19 protein-coding genes are annotated in these 21,747 nt (G+C 65.4%); 5 read left to right on the top strand and 14 right to left on the bottom strand.

Annotated features, from left to right (window positions below):
* Positions 1-5 precede the first annotated feature (5 nt).
* Entirely contained in the window at positions 6-446 is a 441-nt protein-coding gene (locus WC585_RS10160) for a TonB family protein (protein ID WP_373258019.1), read from the bottom strand.
* A gap of 129 nt (positions 447-575) precedes the next feature.
* Here WC585_RS10160 and queF point away from each other — a divergent pair, with 129 nt between their 5' ends.
* On the top strand, positions 576-1,037 hold the full coding sequence (gene queF, locus WC585_RS10155; RefSeq protein ID WP_373257834.1) for a preQ(1) synthase: 462 nt from the start codon (positions 576-578) through the stop codon (positions 1,035-1,037).
* Positions 1,038-1,050: 13 nt separating this feature from the next.
* Here the strand turns inward: queF and WC585_RS10150 are convergent, their stop codons facing one another.
* Entirely contained in the window at positions 1,051-1,536 is a 486-nt protein-coding gene (locus tag WC585_RS10150; RefSeq protein WP_373257832.1) for a DUF3429 domain-containing protein, read from the bottom strand.
* A gap of 133 nt (positions 1,537-1,669) precedes the next feature.
* Here WC585_RS10150 and WC585_RS10145 point away from each other — a divergent pair, with 133 nt between their 5' ends.
* On the top strand, positions 1,670-2,536 hold the full coding sequence (locus tag WC585_RS10145; RefSeq protein ID WP_373257831.1) for a DUF817 domain-containing protein: 867 nt from the start codon (positions 1,670-1,672) through the stop codon (positions 2,534-2,536).
* 8 nt (positions 2,537-2,544) lie between these two features.
* On the opposite strand, the gene WC585_RS10140 is transcribed toward WC585_RS10145, so the two are convergent.
* The 5 genes from WC585_RS10140 to WC585_RS10120 all read right to left on the bottom strand — a co-directional run bounded on the left by WC585_RS10140 (position 2,545) and on the right by WC585_RS10120 (position 8,837).
* Entirely contained in the window at positions 2,545-4,698 is a 2,154-nt protein-coding gene (locus WC585_RS10140; RefSeq protein WP_373257829.1) for a glycogen debranching N-terminal domain-containing protein, read from the bottom strand.
* Between the two features lie 93 nt (positions 4,699-4,791).
* Positions 4,792-5,910, bottom strand: coding sequence for a glycosyltransferase family 4 protein (locus tag WC585_RS10135; protein WP_373257828.1), 1,119 nt, complete (start codon positions 5,908-5,910; stop codon positions 4,792-4,794).
* 132 nt (positions 5,911-6,042) lie between these two features.
* Positions 6,043-7,122, bottom strand: coding sequence for a site-specific DNA-methyltransferase (locus WC585_RS10130; RefSeq protein ID WP_373257827.1), 1,080 nt, complete (start codon positions 7,120-7,122; stop codon positions 6,043-6,045).
* A gap of 59 nt (positions 7,123-7,181) precedes the next feature.
* Entirely contained in the window at positions 7,182-8,081 is a 900-nt protein-coding gene (locus WC585_RS10125) for a hypothetical protein (protein ID WP_373257826.1), read from the bottom strand.
* Positions 8,082-8,180: 99 nt separating this feature from the next.
* Positions 8,181-8,837, bottom strand: a complete 657-nt coding sequence (locus WC585_RS10120; protein WP_373257824.1) for an HAD family hydrolase — start codon at positions 8,835-8,837, stop codon at positions 8,181-8,183.
* A 142-nt stretch (positions 8,838-8,979) separates the two neighbouring features.
* Here WC585_RS10120 and WC585_RS10115 point away from each other — a divergent pair, with 142 nt between their 5' ends.
* From WC585_RS10115 to WC585_RS10105, 3 genes are all read left to right on the top strand, one after another.
* Positions 8,980-11,055: a catalase gene (locus WC585_RS10115; protein WP_373257823.1), complete on the top strand. Its 2,076-nt coding sequence runs from the start codon at positions 8,980-8,982 to the stop codon at positions 11,053-11,055.
* Between the two features lie 437 nt (positions 11,056-11,492).
* Positions 11,493-14,183 carry a pyruvate, phosphate dikinase gene (gene ppdK / locus WC585_RS10110; protein ID WP_373257822.1) on the top strand — a complete coding sequence of 897 codons (2,691 nt, stop codon included), beginning with the start codon at positions 11,493-11,495 and terminating at the stop codon, positions 14,181-14,183.
* Positions 14,184-14,366: 183 nt separating this feature from the next.
* Positions 14,367-14,894: a porin family protein gene (locus WC585_RS10105; protein ID WP_373257821.1), complete on the top strand. Its 528-nt coding sequence runs from the start codon at positions 14,367-14,369 to the stop codon at positions 14,892-14,894.
* A 77-nt stretch (positions 14,895-14,971) separates the two neighbouring features.
* Here WC585_RS10105 and WC585_RS10100 read toward each other — a convergent pair whose 3' ends face one another.
* The 7 genes from WC585_RS10100 to pth form a co-directional block, all read right to left on the bottom strand.
* On the bottom strand, positions 14,972-15,235 hold the full coding sequence (locus WC585_RS10100) for a hypothetical protein (RefSeq protein WP_292173794.1): 264 nt from the start codon (positions 15,233-15,235) through the stop codon (positions 14,972-14,974).
* Between the two features lie 129 nt (positions 15,236-15,364).
* Positions 15,365-16,459, bottom strand: a complete 1,095-nt coding sequence (ychF, locus tag WC585_RS10095; RefSeq protein ID WP_373257819.1) for a redox-regulated ATPase YchF — start codon at positions 16,457-16,459, stop codon at positions 15,365-15,367.
* 79 nt (positions 16,460-16,538) lie between these two features.
* A complete protein-coding gene (locus WC585_RS10090) occupies positions 16,539-16,997 on the bottom strand; it encodes a copper chaperone PCu(A)C (protein WP_373257817.1) in 459 nt (152 codons plus the stop codon).
* A 14-nt stretch (positions 16,998-17,011) separates the two neighbouring features.
* A complete protein-coding gene (locus WC585_RS10085; protein ID WP_373257815.1) occupies positions 17,012-18,367 on the bottom strand; it encodes a PepSY-associated TM helix domain-containing protein in 1,356 nt (451 codons plus the stop codon).
* A 54-nt stretch (positions 18,368-18,421) separates the two neighbouring features.
* Positions 18,422-20,527: a TonB-dependent receptor family protein gene (locus tag WC585_RS10080; protein ID WP_373257814.1), complete on the bottom strand. Its 2,106-nt coding sequence runs from the start codon at positions 20,525-20,527 to the stop codon at positions 18,422-18,424.
* An 81-nt stretch (positions 20,528-20,608) separates the two neighbouring features.
* Positions 20,609-20,998 carry a DUF2946 family protein gene (locus WC585_RS10075; RefSeq protein WP_373257812.1) on the bottom strand — a complete coding sequence of 130 codons (390 nt, stop codon included), beginning with the start codon at positions 20,996-20,998 and terminating at the stop codon, positions 20,609-20,611.
* 60 nt (positions 20,999-21,058) lie between these two features.
* Positions 21,059-21,673: an aminoacyl-tRNA hydrolase gene (pth, locus tag WC585_RS10070; protein ID WP_373257810.1), complete on the bottom strand. Its 615-nt coding sequence runs from the start codon at positions 21,671-21,673 to the stop codon at positions 21,059-21,061.
* Positions 21,674-21,747 lie beyond the last annotated feature (74 nt).

The following is a 21,747-nucleotide window of genomic DNA, read 5'->3' as shown; positions in this document are numbered from 1 at the left end:
GAGAGCTAATCAGCTAATTCAAAGCGGACCGTGAGCTGAAGCTTAGCATCCGGAGCCAGCAGGTCTGGATGCTGGATCTGCAACCGAGCTAGCTCGGTTGCAGAAATCGCAGACTCGCCGAACCCTTGTCCTACTGGAGTTTCTTCCAAGATCGTGCATGCAGAGACAGCGCCACTGTGAGCTACGCTGCACCGCAGGGTTACTCGGCCTCGACCCACGCCATTAGCCGCAGCAATCGCCGGAAACTCAGGCTGTGGTGATCTAGCCCATGATGGCACCGTGATGACTGAAATAGGCCGCGGTCCCGACGGCAAAGGAAGAGCTTGGCCTGCTGGGATGGGTGTTGGCGCTGGGTCTCGTAACTGAACTCCCGGTGCGCTGCCTGCTGCAAAGCCTTGAGGCGGACTGATTGGTGGTTGTTGCTCCGACTGTACGGGAGCCGCCATGACTAGGGTGATGAAACCGATCACTACGGCGATTGGTTTTTGCCCGCTTTGTAAATCCAACCGCATCGCCGTATGTCCTCCCCACGTTCTCTCATGCCCCGAAGCTTCAGGGCCACGCAAGCCGAAACCATGACCACAGACACCTCCTCCCTGTCGCAACTCGGCCAGATGATTGCCGCCCCGGCCAGCCCGGAGACCGCCGTGCTGGAGCGGGTGCCCAATCCGCATCTGGACACCCTGTATCTGGCGCGGTTCACGGTGCCGGAATTCACCAGCCTGTGTCCCGTCACGGCCCAGCCGGACTTTGCCTATATCGTCATCGACTATGCGCCTGGCGACTGGCTGGTCGAAAGCAAGAGCCTGAAGCTGTACCTGACCAGCTTCCGCAACCACGGGGCCTTCCACGAGGACTGCACCGTCGCCATCGGCAAGCGGCTGGCCGACCTGCTACAGCCGACCTGGCTGCGCATCGGCGGCTACTGGTACCCGCGCGGTGGCATTCCCATCGACGTCTTTTGGCAGACAGGCCCGGCTCCAGAGGGTCTATGGCTGCCCGACCAGGGCGTGCCGACCTATCGCGGGCGGGGATAGGGACGACTGCGCGTCAGCCGGTCATAGTGGATGCAAAGCCAGCGGCCAGGGTCAGCCCGCCAAGTCCCAGAGAAAGCGGAACTCTGAGCGATAGCCATCGCGCGGGTGTCAGCCCTGCACGAGACAGGGTGATATCGACGACGATGCTGGACGCGAGCGCAATGCCCAATACGATCAGCGACGGACCAGGCCAGTCGCCACCGACTGCCCAGGGCCAGGCGCAGGCCAGGGCGATCAGCGACGGCAGGATGCTGACACTCCATATCCAGCGGGGCGCTTGGGCAGGCGACCGCGCCGCTAGTCCCCACCAGACCCCGCCCAGAAAGCTGTAGATCAGCGCCGCATAGGCAAAGGCCATGCTCAACGCCGCAAACCGCCACTCTGGTCCGCCGGACATGATCAGAATCAAGGCGGCGACTTGTGGCACTAGGCCCGCATAGCCGAGGCCTACAGCCAGTCTGGGTAGCGCAGACGTGGTCGGGTGTTCAGGATGTGACATGGTGTTTCCCGATGCGCGGCGGCGACGCGGGAGTGGCCGCGTCATTGTGCATCTTGGCCCAGGCCGGGCGGACTGCACACGTTTTTCATCCCTTGGCTATCGCAGCACCCACGCATCGGCCTAGCTTCGGCCGATGACTGCTTCCCGCCGCCTTCCGCTCGAAACCCGGGGCCGCCTCTGGCTGGAGCGCGCCAAGGCGCGGGCCGACCGGGCTGCGTGGAGTCGCTACGGTTTCGAGTTCCTGATGTTCGGCTTCAAACAGGCCTGGGCCTGTCTGTTCGGCGGGCTGATGCTGGTCATGATCGTCGGCACCTTCCTGCTGTGGCCGGATCAGGCCGCGATCAGTCGGTATGATTTTCTGGTCGTCGGGGCGCTGGCCATCCAGGCGGGCATGCTGATCTTCAGGCTGGAGAGCTGGGAGGAGGCGCGGGTCATCTTCCTGTTCCACATCGCCGGCACGATCATGGAGCTGTTCAAGACCTACCATGGTTCCTGGGTCTATCCGGAGGACAGCGTCCTGCGCATCGGCATGGTCCCGCTGTTCTCGGGCTTCATGTATGCGGCGGTGGGCAGTTACATCGCGCGGGTGCAGCGCATCTTTCACATTCGGGTGCGGCGCTATCCGCCGATGTGGACGACTTGGGTGCTGGCGGCGGCGATCTACATCAACTTCTTCGCCCATCACTGGCTGCCGGATGTGCGGATCGCCCTGTTTATCGCCACCGCGCTGCTATTCGGACCGGGCTGGTTCTATTTCACGGCCGACCGGGAACGGCGGAGGATGCCGTTGCTGCTGGGCTATTTCCTGGTCGCCCTGTTCATCTGGTTCGCCGAGAACCTGGCCACCTTCGGTCGCGCCTGGGCCTATCCAGGTCAGGAGGCGGGCTGGGAGATGGTGGGGCTGGAGAAGCTGGGCAGCTGGTTCCTGCTGATGATCATCTCCATCGTGCTGGTGTCGATCGTGCATAGGCCAGAGCCGGAACCCGACCCCCAAGTCTGAGAGCAGGCTCAGCAGATCGTCCGAACCGCCACTTCACCTGAGCGGCGCCGGGGCACCACCACCGTGTGCAGACCCGTCTGCTGGAACGACAGGTCCAGGGTGGCCTCGCCGACTTTCAGGTCCGTGACGTTCAGCCGTTCGATCCCGACGGGCAGGACCGGATTGTCGATCTCCACCGTGCCCGCCACGGCGTCGATCCGAACGCCCAGAGCCGATTGCAGCATCAGAAACACCGATCCGGCGGCCCAGGCCTGGGGCAGGCAGGCGACCGGATAGGCGATGGGTGCCTCGCCCGACCTGCGCTCGAAGCCGCAGAACAGTTCGGGCAGGCGCAGGTTGAAACTGGCGGCCGCCTCATAGATTTCGCTGAGCAGCAGGGCCACCGCCCGTCGCTCGCCATATCTGGCCATGCCGGCCGCCGCCATCGCCGTGTCGTGCGGCCAGACCGAGCCGTTGTGATAGCTCAGAGGATTGAACCGCGCCTGTCCCCGTGCCAGCGTCCGTACGCCCCAGCCGGAGCGGAAGTCGGCACCCAGCATGCGTTTGGCGACCCTCAGCGCCCGCTCGCGCGACGGCAGGCCGGTGAACAGCAGATGCCCGGCATTGGAGCCGATGGAGCGCACGGCCTCACCGTCGCCGTCCAGGGCGATGGCGTAGAAGCCCTGATCTTCCATCCAGAACCGGTCTTCAACCTGGCTGCGGACCCGCTCGGCCCGGTCGGACCACTGTTGGGGGTCCGGCTCGCCCAGCGCCTGGGCCAGTTCGGCCATCGCCTGCCAGGCGGCGAAGGCATAGCCCTGGACCTCCAGCAGGGCGATCGGTCCCTTGGGGAACCGTCCGTCGGTGTGGAAGATGGAGTCCTCGCTGTCCTTCCAGCCCTGGTTGGACAGTCCGGTTTCGGCCCCGCGCTGATAGCTGATCAGGCCATCGCCACGCACGTCGCCTTCCTTGGTCATCCACCCTGTGGCCGCGATCAGATTGGGCCACAGGGTGCGGATGGTCTCGAAATCCCCGGTCCGCTTTGCATAGGCCCCGGCCAGGGCAACGAACAGGCAGGTGGTGTCGACACCGCCGTAATAGAGGCCGAACGGCACCTCCCCCAGCGCGCTCATCTCGCCGCCGCGCGTCTCATGCATGATCTTGCCGGGGGCGGAGTCCTGAAACGCCGAGGTCTCGGTGGCCTGGCGCTTGGCCAGATAGGTCAGCACGCCCTTGGACAGGGACGGGTCCAGCCACAGCATCTGCCAGGCCGTGATGATGCCGTCGCGTCCGAACGGCGTGGAGAACCACGGCACGCCCGCATACGGATACGGCCCTGTCGGCAGGTCGGTGGTCAGCAGGGCCACATCCGCCCGGCTCTGGTCCAGCCAATCGTTGAAGCGCGGACTGCGCGGCCCCCGCACCGAGGCCCCGCGCCTGCGCCGACTGCGCATCGCCAGGCGTGCCTGGACAGCACTCAGTCTGAAGCGGGCTTCATCGGGGGCCTCGCAGGCGTCAGGACCGCATTCGATATAGAGGTCCTGAACCCGGCCCTTGGGCAGGCTGAACATGAACTCGGCGCGTCCGGCACTCAGGCGGGCGGGCGGCTCGGAGAAGGCCAGGCAGCTCATCCGCTCGACATCATCCAGACCGCGATAGCGGAAGGTCACCCGCCGCCCGTCCTGCGTCGGGGGCGACAGCGTCCCATGCTTCAGCCGGGGCGTCCCGCGAACCTGGAAGATGTCCGCGAAATCGGCTCCGAACTCATAGGCCAGCGGCAGGAGCACATCCTCCATGCCGTGATTGGAGATACGCACCCGCTCGAACAGCCGCCGGTCCCAGACGAAGCGCCGCCGCTCGATATGCAGCACCCCTGCCGGGGCCGATCGCCCGCCCATCGGGGGCAGGGGCCGGTTGGTCGAATGACAGGTGAAGAAGACATTGTCCTGGCTGACGCCCGAGCTCAGCCGAGACGGCCGCGCCCCGCCGACCGTCATGACCAGCCGCGACAGCAGGCGGGTGTCGTTGTCGAACAGGCCGTCGGCCCCGCCCGCCATGTCGCCCCAGCCGTCGGCCACCAGAAAGGTGTCGGCATCCTTCAACGCCATCAGCCGCTCCAGGCTGTCGGCCTCGCCGGTGCCGCTTTCGGCGGCGGCCAGTTGGGTCGAATAGGCGTCATCCATGAAGGCTCTCTCGCGTCTCGTCTCAGGTTCGGACCATCATAGGCCCGAATGCGCGAGGAAAATGGCCCGCAGCGGGATTTGATCCGTTTCGGCTCAGGCCTGGTTGGCCGCAAAGCTGCGCGGCTCGGCCAGGGGCCGGATCTGCACCGCACCTTCCGCCAGCGGCAAGCCCGCAAACGGCCGCCTCGCCAGCAGGTCGCCATAGACGTCCAGATACCGCCGCGCCATCGCCGTGGACGAAAAGCGCAGGTCGAACCGTGCCCGGATCGCCTCGCGGTCCAGCAGATGCGCCCGGCCCGCCGCCGCCACAGCCTGCTCCAGCGTATCGACCAGGAAGCCCGTCTCGCCGTCCTCGATCACCTCTGCGGTCGAACCACAGCGGAAGGCCACCACGGGCGTCCCGCAAGCCATGGCTTCGATCATCACCAGGCCGAACGGCTCGGGCCAGTCGATGGGGAACAGCAGGGCGTCGGCACCGCCCAGGAAGGCGGACTTCTGATGGTCGCCAATCTCGCCGATGAATTCGATCAGGGGATTGCCCTCGACCATCGGCTTGATGACCGTCTCCCAATAGACCTTGTCCGCCGCATCCACCTTGGCCGCCATCTTCAGCGGCTTGTTCAGGGCGGTGGCAATCTGGATGGCGCGGTCCGGGCGCTTCTCGGGCGAGATGCGGCCCAGGAAGGCCAGATAACCCTGCGACGTGGACGAGGCCTGATAGACGTCGCCCGGCATGCCGTGATGCACCGTCGCCTTCCAGTTGGCGAAGGGCAGGGGACGACGCTGGTCATCCGAGATCGACACCAGGCCAAACTGCGGCCAGCGTTCGTACACCCCGCCGATGTCCTTCATGTCCAGCCGCCCGTGCAGGGTGGTCAGGGTCTTGTCTGCCAGCGCCTCGAACATCGGGAACTGGATCATGTCGGTGTGGAAATGGATGACGTCAAACTCGTCCGCCCGCTTCAGCACTTCGTGCAGCATGACCATGTGCGAGGCCAGGTCGGACTTCAGCGGTGCGGGGTCCAGGCGGATCGCCTGATCGCGGACGGGCACCAGACGGGCGCGCGTCTCGGCATCGGCACTGGCGAACAGGGTGACGTCGTGGCCCAGATCGACCAGGGCATCCGTCAGATGCGCCACCACCCGTTCGGTCCCGCCATACAGCCTCGGCGGCACGGCTTCGTACAGCGGGGTGACCTGGGCGATCTTCATGGCGATGGGCTCCGGGCGTCATTCGTCCGGACGCCGGATCATCTAACCGTCTCGCAGGTGCGAAGTTCCCGGAACACCGCTTTTTATTCTTTTATCCCGGTAACTTAGCCGTATTCAAATGTCGGGAACCCGTCATTGCATCCCGGCGCGAACCTCGGCCCTCAGGGTGTCGATCGACCTGAGTCCCTGATCCGTCTTGAAACGCCAGTAGGTCCAGCCATTGCAGGCCGGGGCATTCTCGAACAGGGCCCCCAGCTTGTGGATCGACCCCGACAGATCGCCGGACACCAGCGAACCGTCGGCCCGCACCCGCGCCTCGCGGTCGCCCTTGGGGCAGTACAGCCGGTCACCCGGTTGCAGCAGCCCCGCCTCGACCAGCGCCCCGAACGGCACCTTGGGCTCATTACGCTTGGATCCGGTGACGACCAGGTCCTCGGGCCGGGCCGGAATGACGGCGGCGATCCGCTTTTCGGCCACATCGGCATAGGTCGGATCGCGCTCGATCCCGATGAAGTGACGCCCTAGCCGCTTGGCCGCCGCACCCGTCGTGCCCGTGCCGAAGAAGGGGTCCAGCACCACGTCGCCGGGACGGGTCGCGGCCAGCAGCACCCGGTGCAGCAGCCCTTCGGGCTTCTGGGTCGGATGCGCCTTCTTGCCGTCGGCGTCCTTGATCCGCTCCTCGCCCGTGCACAGGGCAAAGGTCCAGTCGGACCGCATCTGGGTGTCCTCGTTGAAGGCCTTCAGCGCATCATAGTTGAAGGTGTAGCGCTTCTGCTCGCGGCTGCGCGCCGCCCAGATCAGGGTCTCGTGCGCATTGGTGAAGCGCGTGCCCTTGAAGTTCGGCATGGGGTTGGACTTGCGCCAGATGATGTCGTTCAGGACCCAGAACCCCAGGTCCTGAATCGCCGTGCCAAGGCGGAAGACGTTGTGGTAGCTGCCGATCACCCAGATCGACCCCTCCGGCTTCAGCACCCGGCGGCATTCCTTCAGCCAGTCGCGCGTGAAGGCGTCATAGGCCGCGAAACTGTCGAACTTGTCCCAGTCGTCATCGACCGCATCGACCAGGCTGTTGTCCGGCCTCAGCAGATCGCCGCCCAGCTGCAGATTATAGGGCGGGTCGGCGAACACCATGTCGACCGACGCCGTGGGCAGCGAGCGCAACACCTCGATACAGTCCCCACGATGGACGATGTCGGTCTTCAGTTCGGACATGGAAACGCGGCCCCGGATAATGAGAGCCCGGATGGTGAATCCTTACGGTTAAGGCCGAGTTAGTTTGCCTTGCGTTCCTGCACCTGCGTCTGCGATTCCGGCTTTGATGTCGCGACGGGCATGTTCGGCGCCAGTATCTGCATCTCGCCGTAGTTCGGCTGCCCTTGCTCGGCATTGGTAATGAATTCCAGCTCGGCCAATGCAATCGCATTGCCCGGTTCCGCCTCAAGAGAAGCCTCGTAAGCTGCTCGCGCCTCATGAAGCCTACCTAGTTCAACCAGCGTATAACCCAGACGGCGCTGAAGCAGCGCAGGATCTGCTTTTAGCAATGGGTCATCTGTGGCGAGCGCATTTTTTACCAATAGGTAGGCCTCTTCCCATCGCCGCTCGGCGTGCAGAACGACCAGTTTTTCATTGAGCAGATGCCTATCAAGAGGTTGAAGCGCCAAGCCTGCATCAAGGACAGCGTGTGCGGTCGCGAAATCGCGCCTTTCCACGGCCGCGCTGGCTAATAGAAAAGCGATGTTGGGGTACACATTGGGGCGCGCAACGACCTTAACCTCGCCTCCGCCTCGCTCACTCTGAACTTCACCAATTCTTTGAGCCAGCGTCATGATTTCATCGCGGGTGTCAGCCCGGATAGACCAGCCACCGGCAACTTCTTGAACGGTCGGATACGTGCCTGGCGCGTGGCTGAAGGCTTCAGTCAACGCTGGTACGTGCCGCTGCAGTGCCGCAAAGCCGCCTCCCGAATTCACCTCTTCCAGCGCGGCTCGGTACGCGCTGTCATGAGACGCTTCCTCGGCAAACGGCCCTTCTGATTGGACGGCGACGTTAACGCGAACTTGCGGTGGTTCCTGTTGCGAGAGCAACAACGCTGACGCAGCCGACGCTGTGGCTGGCGCGACAATCTGGGCCGCAAGCGCCAAAGCGAGCCACCATCGGACTGCAAATGCCATGATGCCGTATCCCCTCTTTAAAGCTGGGCTATCGTTCACTGGAAGGCGGCAGCACGCAACGATTTGTGCGCCCCACACAGTGTTTTTGGTAATTGGAAGCTAGTCGATAAGGACGGCCACTTCGCCATAGGACCAGGCGATCCGATGCGCGCCAGCCTTTGTCAGCGCTTCGGCATGACCGTCCCGCACATGGCCCCCGGCGCAAAGACCGATCACATGCATTCCCGCCGCCACGCCGGCCTGCACGCCCGAGGGACTGTCCTCGATCACCACGGTCCTGTCGGGGCGAGCCCTCATCGCCTCGGCCGCATGCAGGAAGATGTCCGGATGCGGCTTGCCGCGCGACACATGCACAGCGGCGCTGAAGATCGGACCCATCCGGTCGGCCAGCCCGAAACGGGCCAGCCCCAGGGCGATCCAGTCCGGCGGGCTGGACGAGGCGATGCAGCGCGCCTGCTGGCGTCCTTCCACAAACGTCATCAACCCGTCGACGGGGGTCAGCCGGGTCGAGGCCCGCTCATGGCAGAGCCGCGTCCAGTCCACGACGACCTCGTCAGGGCAGTCTCGTCCCAACTCCGCCTCGATCAAGGGTCGGAAATCCAGCCAGCGTCGCCCCATATAGCGCGCGATGGCGTCGTCGGTGGTGGTGGGCAGGCCGATCGCGGTCAGCACTTCAGCCATGGCCGCATTGTTCAGCAACTCGCTGTCGGCCACCACGCCGTCGTAGTCGAAGATGATCAGGTCGGGCTGCCGCATGGCCCGATCTGCCCTGCCTGAGCGCGTTTGACCAGTCTGTGCTCCGCCGGAACCCGACATATAAATTAAGCTACGGCCAAGCTGGGGCTTTGTCGGCTCGGGGGTGTTTCGCTGACACATTCCCTCCAGTCAGGACATCCCCATGGCCGCTTCCAAGACGCGCTCGCCCGGCAACGGCGGCGAGACCCATCAGACCGCATCCACCCCCGACACCCGCTTGACCACCAATCACGGCGTGCCTGTCAGCGACAACCAGAACTCGCTGAAGGCCGGGCCGCGCGGTCCGTCGCTGCTCGAAGACTTCGTCCTGCGCGAGAAGATCCAGCATTTCGACCATGAGCGTATCCCCGAACGGATCGTCCACGCGCGCGGCTCGGCCGCCCACGGCTATTTCGAGCTCACCGACAGCCTGGCCGAGTTCACGACCGCCAAAATCCTGACAGAGGTCGGCAAGAAGACCGAGCTGTTCACCCGCTTTTCGACTGTGGCCGGTGGTGCCGGGTCCGTCGACACGCCCCGCGACGTGCGCGGTTTCGCCGTCAAGATGTACACGACCGAAGGCAACTGGGACCTGGTCGGCAACAACATCCCGGTCTTCTTCATACAGGACGCGATTAAATTCCCCGACCTGATCCATGCCGTGAAGATGGAGGCCGACCGGGGCTATCCCCAGGCGGCCAGCGCCCATGACACCTTCTGGGACTTCATCGGCCTGATGCCTGAAAGCACCCACATGATCATGTGGGCCATGTCGGACCGGGCCATTCCGCGATCCCTGCGCATGATCGAGGGCTTTGGCGTCAACACCTTCCGCCTGATCAATGCGGCGGGAGAGGCGACCTTCGTCAAATTCCACTGGCGGCCCCGATTGGGCACGCAATCGACCTGCTGGGACGAGGCGGTGAAAATCGCAGGGGCCGATCCCGACTTCCACCGTCGCGATCTGTTCGAGGCCATCGACGCCGGCGATTTCCCCGAGTGGGATTTCGGCGTCCAGCTGCTGAGCCAGGCCGAGGCCGACGCCCTGCCGTTCGACATCCTCGACGCGACCAAGCTGATCCCCGAGGAACTCCACCCGATCCGCGTGGTCGGCAAGATGACCCTCAACCGCAACCCCGACAACTTCTTCGCCGAGACCGAACAGGCCGCCTTCCTGCCGACCAACATCGTGCCCGGGATCGACTTCTCCGAGGACCCGCTGCTGCAAGGCCGGCTGTTCTCGTATCAGGACACCCAGCTGTCGCGGCTGGGCACCGTCAACTTCCACCAGCTGCCGATCAATCAGGCCAAGGGCTGCCCGTTCCAGAACCTGCAGCGCGACGGCCAGATGCAGATGGCCGTGCCCAAGGGTCGCGCCAACTATGAGCCCAACAGCCTGGCTGAGGCGGGCGAGGAGGGCGGTCCGCGCGAGGACCCCAAGGGCGGCTTCCGGTCTTTCGCCGCGCCGGTGGAAGACACCAAGGTTCGCCTGCGCGCCGAGACCTTCGCCGACCACTACAGCCAGGCCCGGCTGTTCTTCCGCAGCCAGACCGCGCCCGAACAAGCTCACCTGGCCAGCGCCATCGTGTTCGAACTGTCCAAGCTGAGCCTCGACCATGTCCGCGACCGCGTCCTGGGCAATCTCCAGAACGTCGATACCGACCTGGCCCAGCGGGTAGCCGACGGTCTGGGCGTCGACCTGCCCGCGGCGTCGGAGCCCGCCAGCAAGCCCTACGACATGGACGACAGTCCCGCCCTGCGCATCGTCGGCAAATATCCTGACACCCTGAAGGGCCGTGCCGTCGGCATCCTGGTCAGCGACGGCGCGGACGGGACGGTCATCGACGCCGTCAAGGCCGCCGCCGAAGGGGCAGGGGCCACCGTCAAGATCGTCGCGCCCAGGATCGGCGGCGTGAAGCTGAAGGGTGGCAAACGCCTCAAGGCCGACGGCCAGCTGGCCGGAACGCCGTCCGTCATGTTCGACGCCGTGGCGATCGTCCTGTCCGAGGCCGGATGCGCCGACCTGCTGAAGGAAGGCACCGCCATCGACTTCGCCAAGGACGCCTTCGGCCACCTCAAGGCCATCGGCTTCACGCCGGACGCTCAGCCCTTGCTGGACAAAGCCGGGGTCGAGGCGGACGCGGGCGTGATCGACGTCTCCACCGATGCCAAGCCCTGGCTGAAGCCCGCCGCCACCCGCCAGTGGGACCGCGAACCCAAGGTACGCATGCTGGCCTGATGCAGACCGGGCGCGGGACCAATCCCGCGTCCGGCCTCCACAGTGTATTCTCGACCCGGATAATCCGGCCCTTGCCGTGCCCTGGGTGAAGACACTGGACCTTGTCGGTCACACGACCAGAAGGGTGCGTCCGAAACTGACGCCCAAACGTGCTCTCATGTTCGTGCCACCCTCTGGCGCGGTCTTTGACAGTTGAACGAACACGAACGGCATGAACGGCGCTTCTCAGAGGCCTCACCGGCTTGCAACATCGTCTGCGAAAAAGTCTCAACCGCGTTTTCCGAACAACGATGGAGACACTCGACCCGTGCGAAACCTCTTCTCACGGTTTGTTACAGCGCGGCCCTCGCCTTCGCGGGCGCTGCGCGGTAATCGGGGCGGCACGGACGCGGATGGTTGAGTCCATCCTGCGCGACCACGGCTTCAGGGACTGACTGATGACTCAATGGGTGTACGGCTTCGGTGGCGGATCCGCCGACGGCGATGCGTCGATGAAGAACCTTCTCGGCGGCAAGGGGGCCAATCTGGCCGAGATGTCGTCGCTGGGTCTGCCCGTGCCGCCCGGCTTCACCGTCACGACCGAAGCCTGCGTCCACTACTTCTCCAATGGCCAGGCCTATCCCGCCGACCTGACCGAACAGGTCGCCGCCGGTCTGAAGACCGTCGAAGGCATCGTCGGCAAAACCTTCGGCGATGCGGCCAACCCCCTGCTGGTCTCGGTCCGCTCGGGTGCCCGCGCCTCCATGCCCGGCATGATGGACACCGTCCTGAACCTGGGCCTGAACGATGAAACGGTGGAGGGGCTAGCCACCCTGTCCGGTGACCGCCGCTTCGCCCTGGACAGCTACCGCCGCTTCATCACCATGTACTCCAACGTGGTGCTGGGCCTCAGCCACGACGATTTCGAAGAGGTGCTGGATCACCACAAGGATCGTCTGGGCATCACCATCGATACCGACCTGCGCGCCCAGGACTGGGAAAAGGTCGTGGCCGACTACAAGGATGTGGTCGAGCGTCACCTGGGCCGCCCCTTCCCGCAGGACCCGCACGACCAGTTGTGGGGCGCGATCGGCGCGGTCTTCGACAGCTGGATGAACGACCGGGCGAAATTCTATCGCCGCATGCACGACATCCCCGAAAGCTGGGGCACGGCCGTCAACATCCAGTCGATGGTCTTCGGCAATATGGGCCAGACCTCGGCCACCGGCGTGGCCTTCACCCGCAACCCTTCGACCGGCGAGGCGCGCCTGTACGGCGAGTTCCTGATCAATGCCCAGGGCGAGGACGTCGTCGCCGGCATCCGCACACCGCAATCCTTGACCAAGGCGGGCCGCGAGGAGATGGGCGAGACGGCCCCCTCGATGGAAGAGGCCATGCCCGAGGTCTTCGGCCAGTTCGTGGACGTCGTCGGACGGCTGGAAACCCACTACCGCGACATGCAGGACATCGAGTTCACGGTCGAACAGGGCCGCCTGTGGATGCTGCAGACCCGCAACGGCAAACGCACGGCCAAGTCGGCGCTGAAGATCGCGGTCGATCTGGCCGCCGAGGGTGTGATCTCTCAGGAAGAGGCGGTCAGCCGCGTCGAGCCCGCCGCCCTGGACCAGCTGCTGCATCCCACGCTCGACCCCAATGCCACCCGCAACGTCGTGGCCTCGGGCCTGCCGGCCTCGCCCGGTGCCGCGACCGGCAAGATCGTCTTCGACGCCGACGAGGCCGAGCGCCTGGCGCAACTGGGCGACGCGGTCATCCTGGTGCGTGAGGAAACCTCGCCCGAGGACATCCATGGCATGCACGCCGCACGCGGCATCGTCACGGCCCGGGGCGGCATGACCAGCCACGCGGCGGTCGTGGCTCGCGGCATGGGCCGCCCCTGCGTCTGCGGCATCAACGCCCTGTCGATCGACGAAAAGGCCGGGACCTTCACCGCGCACGGCCGCACCTTCAAGGCGGGCCAGATCATCACCATCGACGGCTCCAAGGGCGAGGTCCTCGAGGGGGCTGTGGCCATGATCGAGCCGGAGCTGACGGGCGACTTCCAGACCCTGATGGCCTGGGCCGACAGCGTTCGCAGGCTGAAGGTCCGCGCCAATGCCGAGACGCCGCTGGACGCCCGCACCGCGCGTGGCTTCGGCGCCGAGGGCATCGGTCTGTGCAGGACGGAGCACATGTTCTTCGACGAGGCCCGTATCGCCGCCGTGCGCGAAATGATCCTGGCCGACGACGAGCAGGGGCGCCGCGCGGCCCTGGCCAAGATTGCGCCGTTCCAGAAGTCGGACTTTGTGGAGCTGTTCACCATCATGGCCGGCCTGCCGGTGACGGTGCGCCTGCTGGACCCGCCGCTGCACGAGTTCATTCCCCACAGTGACGCCGACATCGACGCCCTGGCCGCCAGTTCCGGCCTCGACGCCGCCAAGTTGAAGCGCCGGGCGAAGGAACTGCACGAGACCAACCCCATGCTGGGCCATCGCGGCTGCCGCCTGGGCGTCGCCTATCCAGAAATCTACGAGATGCAGGTCCGCGCCATCATCGAGGCGGCGCTGGAGGTTCAGGCCACGTCCGGCCAGGCTCCTCTGCCGGAGATCATGCACCCGCTGGTCGCCCTGGGCCTGGAGATGAAATATCTGCGCGAGCTGACGGACCGTACGGCTCAGGCCGTCTTCGCCGAAACCGGTCAGTCCATCGCCTATCTGGTCGGCACCATGATCGAGCTGCCTCGCGCGGCCCTGCGGGCCGGGGATCTGGCCGAGCATGCCGAGTTCTTCAGCTTCGGCACCAACGACCTGACCCAGACCACGTTCGGTATCAGCCGCGACGATTCAGGCCGCTTCCTTCAGGCCTATATGGACAAGGGCATCTTCGAGACTGACCCCTTCGTCCGCCTGGACCAGGAAGGCGTCGGCGACCTGATCCGCATCGCTGCCGAGCGGGGCGGGGCCGTGCGACCCGACATCAAGATGGGCATCTGCGGCGAACACGGCGGCGATCCCTCGTCGATTGCCTTCTGCGAAGAGGTGGGCCTGAACTATGTGAGCTGCTCGCCCTATCGTGTGCCCATCGCCCGGCTGGCCGCCGCCCAGGCGGCCCTGCATGCGCGCGCAGGCACGGAGCGCGAAAAGGATCGCTGATCGGCGCTGAGGCGCCGCCACAAAACTGTCATGGTTGAAGTAACGCGGTCTGTGTTTCGTGACACACAGTCCTTGTTATGTATTCACCTGCCTCTGGAACGCCGCTTTCGGTTGCCCATTTGTGTCTTCGCTGGATGGGGCTGGTTGCCGATCGGTGACCACATCTAGAGGATACAAGAAACAATGCGTAACATTCTTCTCGCCACCGCCGCCCTTACTGTGATCGCGGCCCCCGCTATGGCGCAGAGTATTCCGAACCCGCAATGGCAGGGTTCGATCGGCTACACTCAACTGGACGGAAGCGACGGTGACCTGGGTGCCATCACTGGCCGCGTCGGGGCCAAGTTCAACCGCTACATCGGAGCCGAGGGCGAAGCCTCGTTTGGCGTCCGTGACGATGACTTCGCCGTGGCCGGCGTCGAGGGCAAGCTGAAGCACGAGTATGACGCCGCCATCTATGGCGTCGGCACCCTGCCCATCAACGACAACTTCGAACTGTTCGGCCGCGTCGGCTATGGCACGACCAAGATCAAGGCCGAGATCCCGGGCGTCACCGCCACCAATGACGGCGAGAGCGTCAACTATGGTGCCGGTGCCAACTACTTCTTCGACGGCCAGAACGGCGTGCGCGGCGACTGGACCCGTCGTGACTTCCGCGATGACGGCGGCGAAGTCGACACCTATGGCGTCAGCTACATCCGCCGCTTCTAGGATCTAGCGTCTGCCGAAATTGACGAGGCCCGCGATTTCGATCGCGGGCCTTTGTCGTAGTCGGAAAGATCAGAAGCTCAGGCGACGCCGGGTTGCAGGGCCCAGCGCATGGAGCCTTCGCCATAGGGACGGAAGAACAGGTCGCGGTAACGTTCGAACACCTCGACGATCTTGTTGGCCAGATCCTGAGCCACCGTTTCGCCGCGCTGGCGTTTGATCGCGGCGACGCACTGGACCACGTCGCGCTGATGCGCGGAGCCGCCCATGCGTTTCAGCACGGCCGCGATGTCCTGGGCCAGAGGATCGACCTGGGTCGCCCATGGATTGGTGTTCTGAGTCATTCGGGCGCCCCCTGTTCTCGACACTTCGCTAACCGGTCGCAAATACGCGCGACAGATGCAAGCGTTACCGCTCAATTGTGATCAGCAAGTTTGTGATCGAGGTAAACGGCCTGATCTTGCAAACCAACGTCAGTTGAACAGGAAGTTCATCACGTCGCCGTCCTTGACGACATAGGACTTGCCTTCGGCGCGCAGCTTGCCGGCCTCGCGGGCCTTGGCCTCGCCGCGCAGGGCCACGAAGTCGTCATAGGCGATGGTCTCGGCGCGGATGAAGCCCTTTTCGAAGTCGGTGTGGATCACGCCCGCCGCTTGCGGGGCCGTGTCACCGACGTGGATGGTCCAGGCGCGGGCCTCCTTGGGACCGACCGTGAAATAGGACTGCAGGCCCAGCAGGGCATAGGCCTCGCGGATCAGGCGGTTCAGGCCCGGCTCGGCCAGGCCCAGGCTTTCCAGGAACTCGGCCTGTTCCTCGGCGTCCAGCACGGCCAGTTCGGAATCGATCTTGGCCGAGATGACGACCGAATTGGCATTGTCCTCGGCGGCGCGCTTGGCGACCAGGTCGGACAGTTCATTACCCTTGTCGGCCGATGCCTCATCGACGTTGGCGACATAGAGGGCGGGCAGGGAGGTCAGTAACTGCAGCATGTGCCAGGCCTTCTCGTCCTCCTTGGATACCTCGACGACACGGGCGGGCTTGCCGGCGCGCAGCGGCGTCAGGGCCATATTGATCAGGCGCAGGGTGGTCTGGGCCTCCTTGTCGCCGCCCTTGGCCTTCTTCTCGACGTTGACGACCCGCTTCTCCAGGCTTTCCAGGTCGGCCAGCATCAGTTCGGTCTCGATGATGTCCAGGTCAGAGATCGGGTCGATGCGGTTCTCGACATGGGTGATGTCGTCATCGACGAAGCAGCGTGCGACGAAAGCCACGGCGTCGCAGTCACGGATGTTGGCCAGGAACTGGTTGCCCAGACCCTCGCCCTTGGACGCGCCGCGCACCAGACCGGCGATGTCCACGAAGGTGATCCGTGACGGGATGATTTCCTTGGAGCCCGCGATCTCGGCCAGCACGTCCAGGCGGGGTTCGGGCACGGCCACGTCGCCGGTGTTCGGCTCGATGGTGCAGAACGGATAGTTGGCGGCCTGCGCCGCCGCCGTCTTGGTCAGGGCGTTGAACAGGGTGGACTTGCCGACGTTGGGCAGGCCGACGATCGCGACTTTCAGGGCCATGACGTTCCGATGGTTTGCAATGAGCGCGAGCCTTTAGACGGTTCGATCCCGTTTGTCAGGCTCGCGCGTGATTGCAGTGTCAGTGGCGGGTGTGTGTGGGCCCCGGCTGACCCACAACAGCGCGGACCCCCAGCGGAGCCGCCTTCTCGAACGTCAGCGTCAGGGAGACGGTGTCCCCCGTCGCCAGAGGGGTCTTCACCTGCATCAGCATGATGTGGTTGCCGCCCGGCTTCAGACTGATCGCCTCGCCCGCAGGCAGGGCCAGGCCATCCGGCAGCTCGGCCATTTTCATGATGCCGCCCTCGGTCTTCATCTCGTGGATTTCAGCCACGCCAGCCGACGGTGAGGCGACGGAGATCAGACGGTCGGCCTGGCTGGCGGTCAGGGTCACGTAGCAGCCCGTGACGTCGCGCCCGTTGGGGGTGGGTCGGCACAGGGCGTCTGCGGCCTCCACGACCGCCAGGGTCGAGCTCTCGGGCTGGGCCGAACAGGCGGTCAGGGTGGCCGAGGCGGCGGCGAGGATCAGGAGACGTTTCATGATCTAGGGTCCTTTCAGGACGCGACCGGACGGGGCCGCACCAACCGCGCGACGAGGCGGTCGAGGGCCAGCGCAGCCAGCAGGCTGAGACCGGTCAAGGGATAGAGGAGGCAGAGGGGAATGACGATGCCCAGCACTGCGGCACGCGCCCGCAGGCCGCCGGGCGCGGGCGGTGCGCCCAGCGACAGGCCGCGTCTGGCCGGGCGACGCTTCCACCACATGATCAGGCCGCTGATCGCCAGCACCCAGACCGCGATACAGCCCAGCAGCATGATGATGCGATTGATCTGGCCATACTGGGTGCCTTGATGGGTGAAGATGCCCCATTCGAAGGCCTTGGCCCCCCAGCCATACTGTTCGTAGCGGATGTCGCCCCTCAGCGTCCCGGTCGTGCCGTCGACATACAGGGTGCGACTGTCCTGAACCCGCTCGTTCTGTCGAGCGACGGCAAACGTTCGGTCCGCCGACGCCGGGATGGAGACGGTATAGGGTCGTGGCAACTGCATGGCCTCAGCCCGATCGATCACCAGCGACAGGCGGGGCGGGGCCATCTGGTGATCGGTGGTGACGCCTGAATGCTCCAGCGCCCAGCCCGCGCCCTTTGGCTTGTCGTCATGCTCGGCATGGGCCCAGGATGAGGCGGCGGACGGAGCCTGGGGCCGACCCAGGCCCGCCTCGTTCATGGCCTTCAGCACCTGACCGCCCCAGACGGACGACCACGGCATGCCGGTCACCGCCAGGAACAGGATGATCCCCCCGGCATAAAGACCCGTCAGGGCGTGCAGGTCGCGCCAGAAAGGGCGGCGCTTCGGATCGGTGGCCTTCAGCGTGGTGACGCCGACCGCTCGCTTGCGCGGCCACCACAGGAACAGGCCGGTGGCTAACAGGATGATGGCCCAGCCCGCCACGATCTCGACCACCAGGTTCATGACAGGTCCGAACTGCTCCAGGCTGTGCAGGCGTTTGATGGTCTCGGTCAGCCCGACATAGGCGGTGACGCCCTTCAGTTCGGCGCTATAGGGATCGACGAAGGCGATGCGGCGGCTGTCGTCGGGCAGGCGCACCGTCATCTGCACCGCACGATCGGGTCTGTCCGGCACCATCACATTGGTCACCTCGCCGCCTGTGCCGACCCGGGCGGCGGCGACCCAGCGGTCGGGAGACGCGGGCGTGCCCCGCGCCTCGACCGCCGCCATGGGCCGATAAACGGCGTCGTCGATCTCGGCCTTGAACAGATACAGCCCCCCGGTCAGGGCCATCAGCATCAGAAACGGCAGGACCAGAAACCCGGCATAGAAATGCCAGCGCCAGACCGCGCGGTAGTTCCCGGACGGGGCGGTGTTGGACATAGAATTATCAGGCACGCTCATGGCAATCTCTTTCGAAAGCGGGGGCGGTCCGTCTCCGGTCCGCCCCACAGGCCCCTAGTAGGTCAGACGCAGGCCAATGAAGGCCGAACGGCCTTCGCCCGGGAAGAAGACGGCTTGGGCGTCTCGTGGATCGCGCGGATTGGTCGGCGTGGGACTTGCATTTGGAACCGCCGTAAACTCCCCGACATACCGCTCATCCGTGAGATTGCGCAGGTCCGCATAAACCGTCACGCGATCACCGAGGTCGAACGACGCGTTCAGGCCCATCAAGGCATACCCCGGGGCCTTGAACGTGTTCTCATAGTCGACCCACACATCCCTGGGCCGCCATTCGACGGACGGGGTCAGGCTGACGCCCGACGGATGTCGCCAGGTCAGTTCGGCGCGATACTGATGCTCCGGCACCACCGGCAGGGTGTTGTCGCCCCACCGTACATCGCCATCGAACCGGAAGTCCGAGAAGGCATAGGTCTGGCGTAGCATCAGGCTGCCGTCGGCCAACTGGAAAGGCAGGGTCCAGTCCAGCCCCGCCTCGAGCCCTTGGTGGATGGTCTTGTCGGCGTTAAACGTCGCCGCCGGGGCATTGACCAGGACGATGAAATTCAGGATCTCGCCCTCGATATCCGAGCGATAGGCCACGACGTCCCAGGCAAACGCTCCGCGACGACCTCGAGCGCCCACCTCGCCGGTCCAGGCGTCCTGAATGTCGATCGTGGTGAAGCCGGGCGAGGTGGCCTGAACCAGCGCTCCATAGGTCGGCGGCTCGACCGACCGGGTGATGTTGGCAAAGATCTGAAGACCCGTATCGTCCTGCCAGAGCAGACCCAGTCGCGGCGAGAACCAGTCGTAGTCCACACTGGCGTTGTTGATCGGGTTGAGGCGGTCGGCATAGTCGCGCGTCGCCTTGCCGTAGGAGCCGCCAGCGACCAGAGCGATCTGGTCGGTGACGAACAGGCGACCCTCGGCAAAGACGTCCAGCCCCGTGGCCTGCTGGACGCCGCTGGCCCGAACGGCCCCACGCTGGCCGGCGATATTCAGGAAGCGTTTGGCGTCGTTGTCACCGTCGCGATAGCTGAAGCCGTAGAAGGCGTCGGCCTTCATGCCGCCAAGTGAGCCTGTCCAGTCGATGCGGGCATAGGCTCCGGCGGTGTCGGTCTGATTGTCCACCACCTGAAAGATCGGGTGGAACAGGTCCTTGCTCCAGCCCCAGACGGCCCCTTCGAACAGGGTGCTGTCATCGAAGCGCCAGCGGCCCTGAAGCGTCAGGCGTTTCAGCGTCAGGTCGCGGGCATAGTCATTGGCGATGGTCACCGGTGTCGTGGCGCGCGGATTGGTCAGGGCGGCGTTCAGGCTGACGGCGGCGGGGATCGACTGCTGGATGTCGGCGGCCTGGGCGATCAGGCGGATTTCGCGGTCCTCGCCGAAGCTGCGGCCGACGCTGGCGGTGACGCGGCCCTGGCTCTGGTCGCTGTGCTGGCGATAGCCGTCGGCCTCCAGGGCGGTGACCCCGACGAAGGCATCCCAGTCGCCGCGTTCACCGGCCACCTGGGCATGCAGGCGGCGGAAGCCCCAGGAGCCGGCCTCGGCCTGAAGCATCAGGTCTTGCGTCGCTGTACGGCCGTTCGGCGTGACCAGATTGATCGCCCCGCCCAGCTGGGCCCCGCCGAAGCGCAGGGTGTTGGAGCCCTTGTAGACCTCGATGTAGCGGGCGCTCAGTGGGTCGATGCCCTGAAAATCGGAAAAGCCATCGGCATCCGCAAAGGGCACGCCGTCCTGGGCGAACAGAACGCCGCGCTGGTGAAAGCCCTGGGCGATGCCCGAACCGCGGATGGAGAGGCGGCTTTCCTCGCCATAGCGCTTCTGGGCCAGGACGCCTGGGACGTTGCGCAGGGTGTCGGAGAAACCCTGGGCGAAGCGGTTTTCATAGCTTTCGGACGACACCACCGCCACCGCACCCGGCGTCCGCGACAGCAGGGCGCCGGCCTCTGCCACGACGGCGGGGTCTTCCGGATTGCGACGACCGGTGACGATGACGCTGTCCAGCGTCGTGACGGGGTCTTCGGTCGGCGGTGTGATGGGTTCGGCCAAAGCCAGCGACGGGCTGGCGACGAGTGCGGCGAGCAGCAGCGCGCAGGGCGCGGCGGTGGTCTTGAGAGACATGGATCGTTCCTGAATACAGAGAAAGACCGCGCGGCCGGGCGGCGGCGCGGAGTCTGACGCGATGGCGTCAGCTTGTCTGGTTCAGGCGATGGGTGGGGCGGTCGAGGGCGGGCGCGGCGGGGCGCGTGCCGGGGGCGGCGGGCTGACCGAGGCCGGTGCATAGACGACGGCTTGGGCCGGACGCAGCGGGGCCGAGGGCTCGGGGATCGGCGGGTCGGGCAGGACCGCCGGCAAGGGCATGACGCAGGCGGCGCATTTGGCCGGATGGGTCTTGCCGCCGGGCCCGTCCATGTCGCCGCCGACCTGGATGGTCATAGGCCCTTGCGCCGAGCAGATGACGATGGGCTGACCCGGCGTCGCCGCCGCCATGGCCCCGAACGGCAGCAGGGTGCCGAGCGTGATCGCAAAGACCGCAGCCAGGAAGGCCAGCGATCGGGCGATCGACCAAGTTTCGACGCGGGAACGGCTCACGGACCGGGCTTTAGCGGGGCCGTATCGATTTGCAAACCGTGGCGAAGGGCCGCGCGGGATTCAGTCGGCCCTGCCGCCCTGCGCAGCCTGTCGCGGACTGAATTTGGGGGCGGGGGCCAAGCGCATGACCTCGCCCTGAAAGCGTTCGTCCTCACCGGCCACGGCAAAGGGCAGGGCGTCCGCGACGGCACTCAGCATGGGGTCCAGCCAGGGCAGGTCGGCTTTGTGGAAGTCACCCAGCACGTGCGGCATGACCAGATGGCTTTCGCCGGGATGGCCCACCCCCATCCGCCCGCGCCGGAAGTCGGCCCCCAGGTGGCTGATCAGGGAGCGGATGCCGTTTTGACCGGCCGCCCCGCCGCCGGTCTTCATGCGAAAACGGCCGGGGGCCAGGTCGATCTCGTCGTGGAAGACGATCACCTCGGAAGGCTTGATCTTGTAGAAGCGGGCCGCCTCGCCGACCGCCCGGCCGCTCTCGTTCATGAAGGTCTGGGGCTTCATCAGCAGCACCTTGGTGCCATCGATCTCGCCGTCGCGCACCACCGACTGAAACTTGGCCCGTTCGGGTCCGAAGCGCCAGCGGCGCGCGATCTCGTCCACGGCCATGAAGCCGATGTTGTGGCGGTTCTTCTCGTACTTCGGGCCGGGGTTGCCCAGGCCGGCGATGATGATCATGGCGCGCTCCGGATAAGGAAACGGCCCACTCCGTTGCCGGAATGGGCCGTTGCCGCAACAGTCGTGTCGAAGAG

The sequence above is a fragment of the Brevundimonas sp. genome, from assembly GCF_041648055.1.
Taxonomy (GTDB): domain Bacteria; phylum Pseudomonadota; class Alphaproteobacteria; order Caulobacterales; family Caulobacteraceae; genus Brevundimonas.
This window is presented reverse-complemented; position numbering and strand designations above follow the sequence as displayed.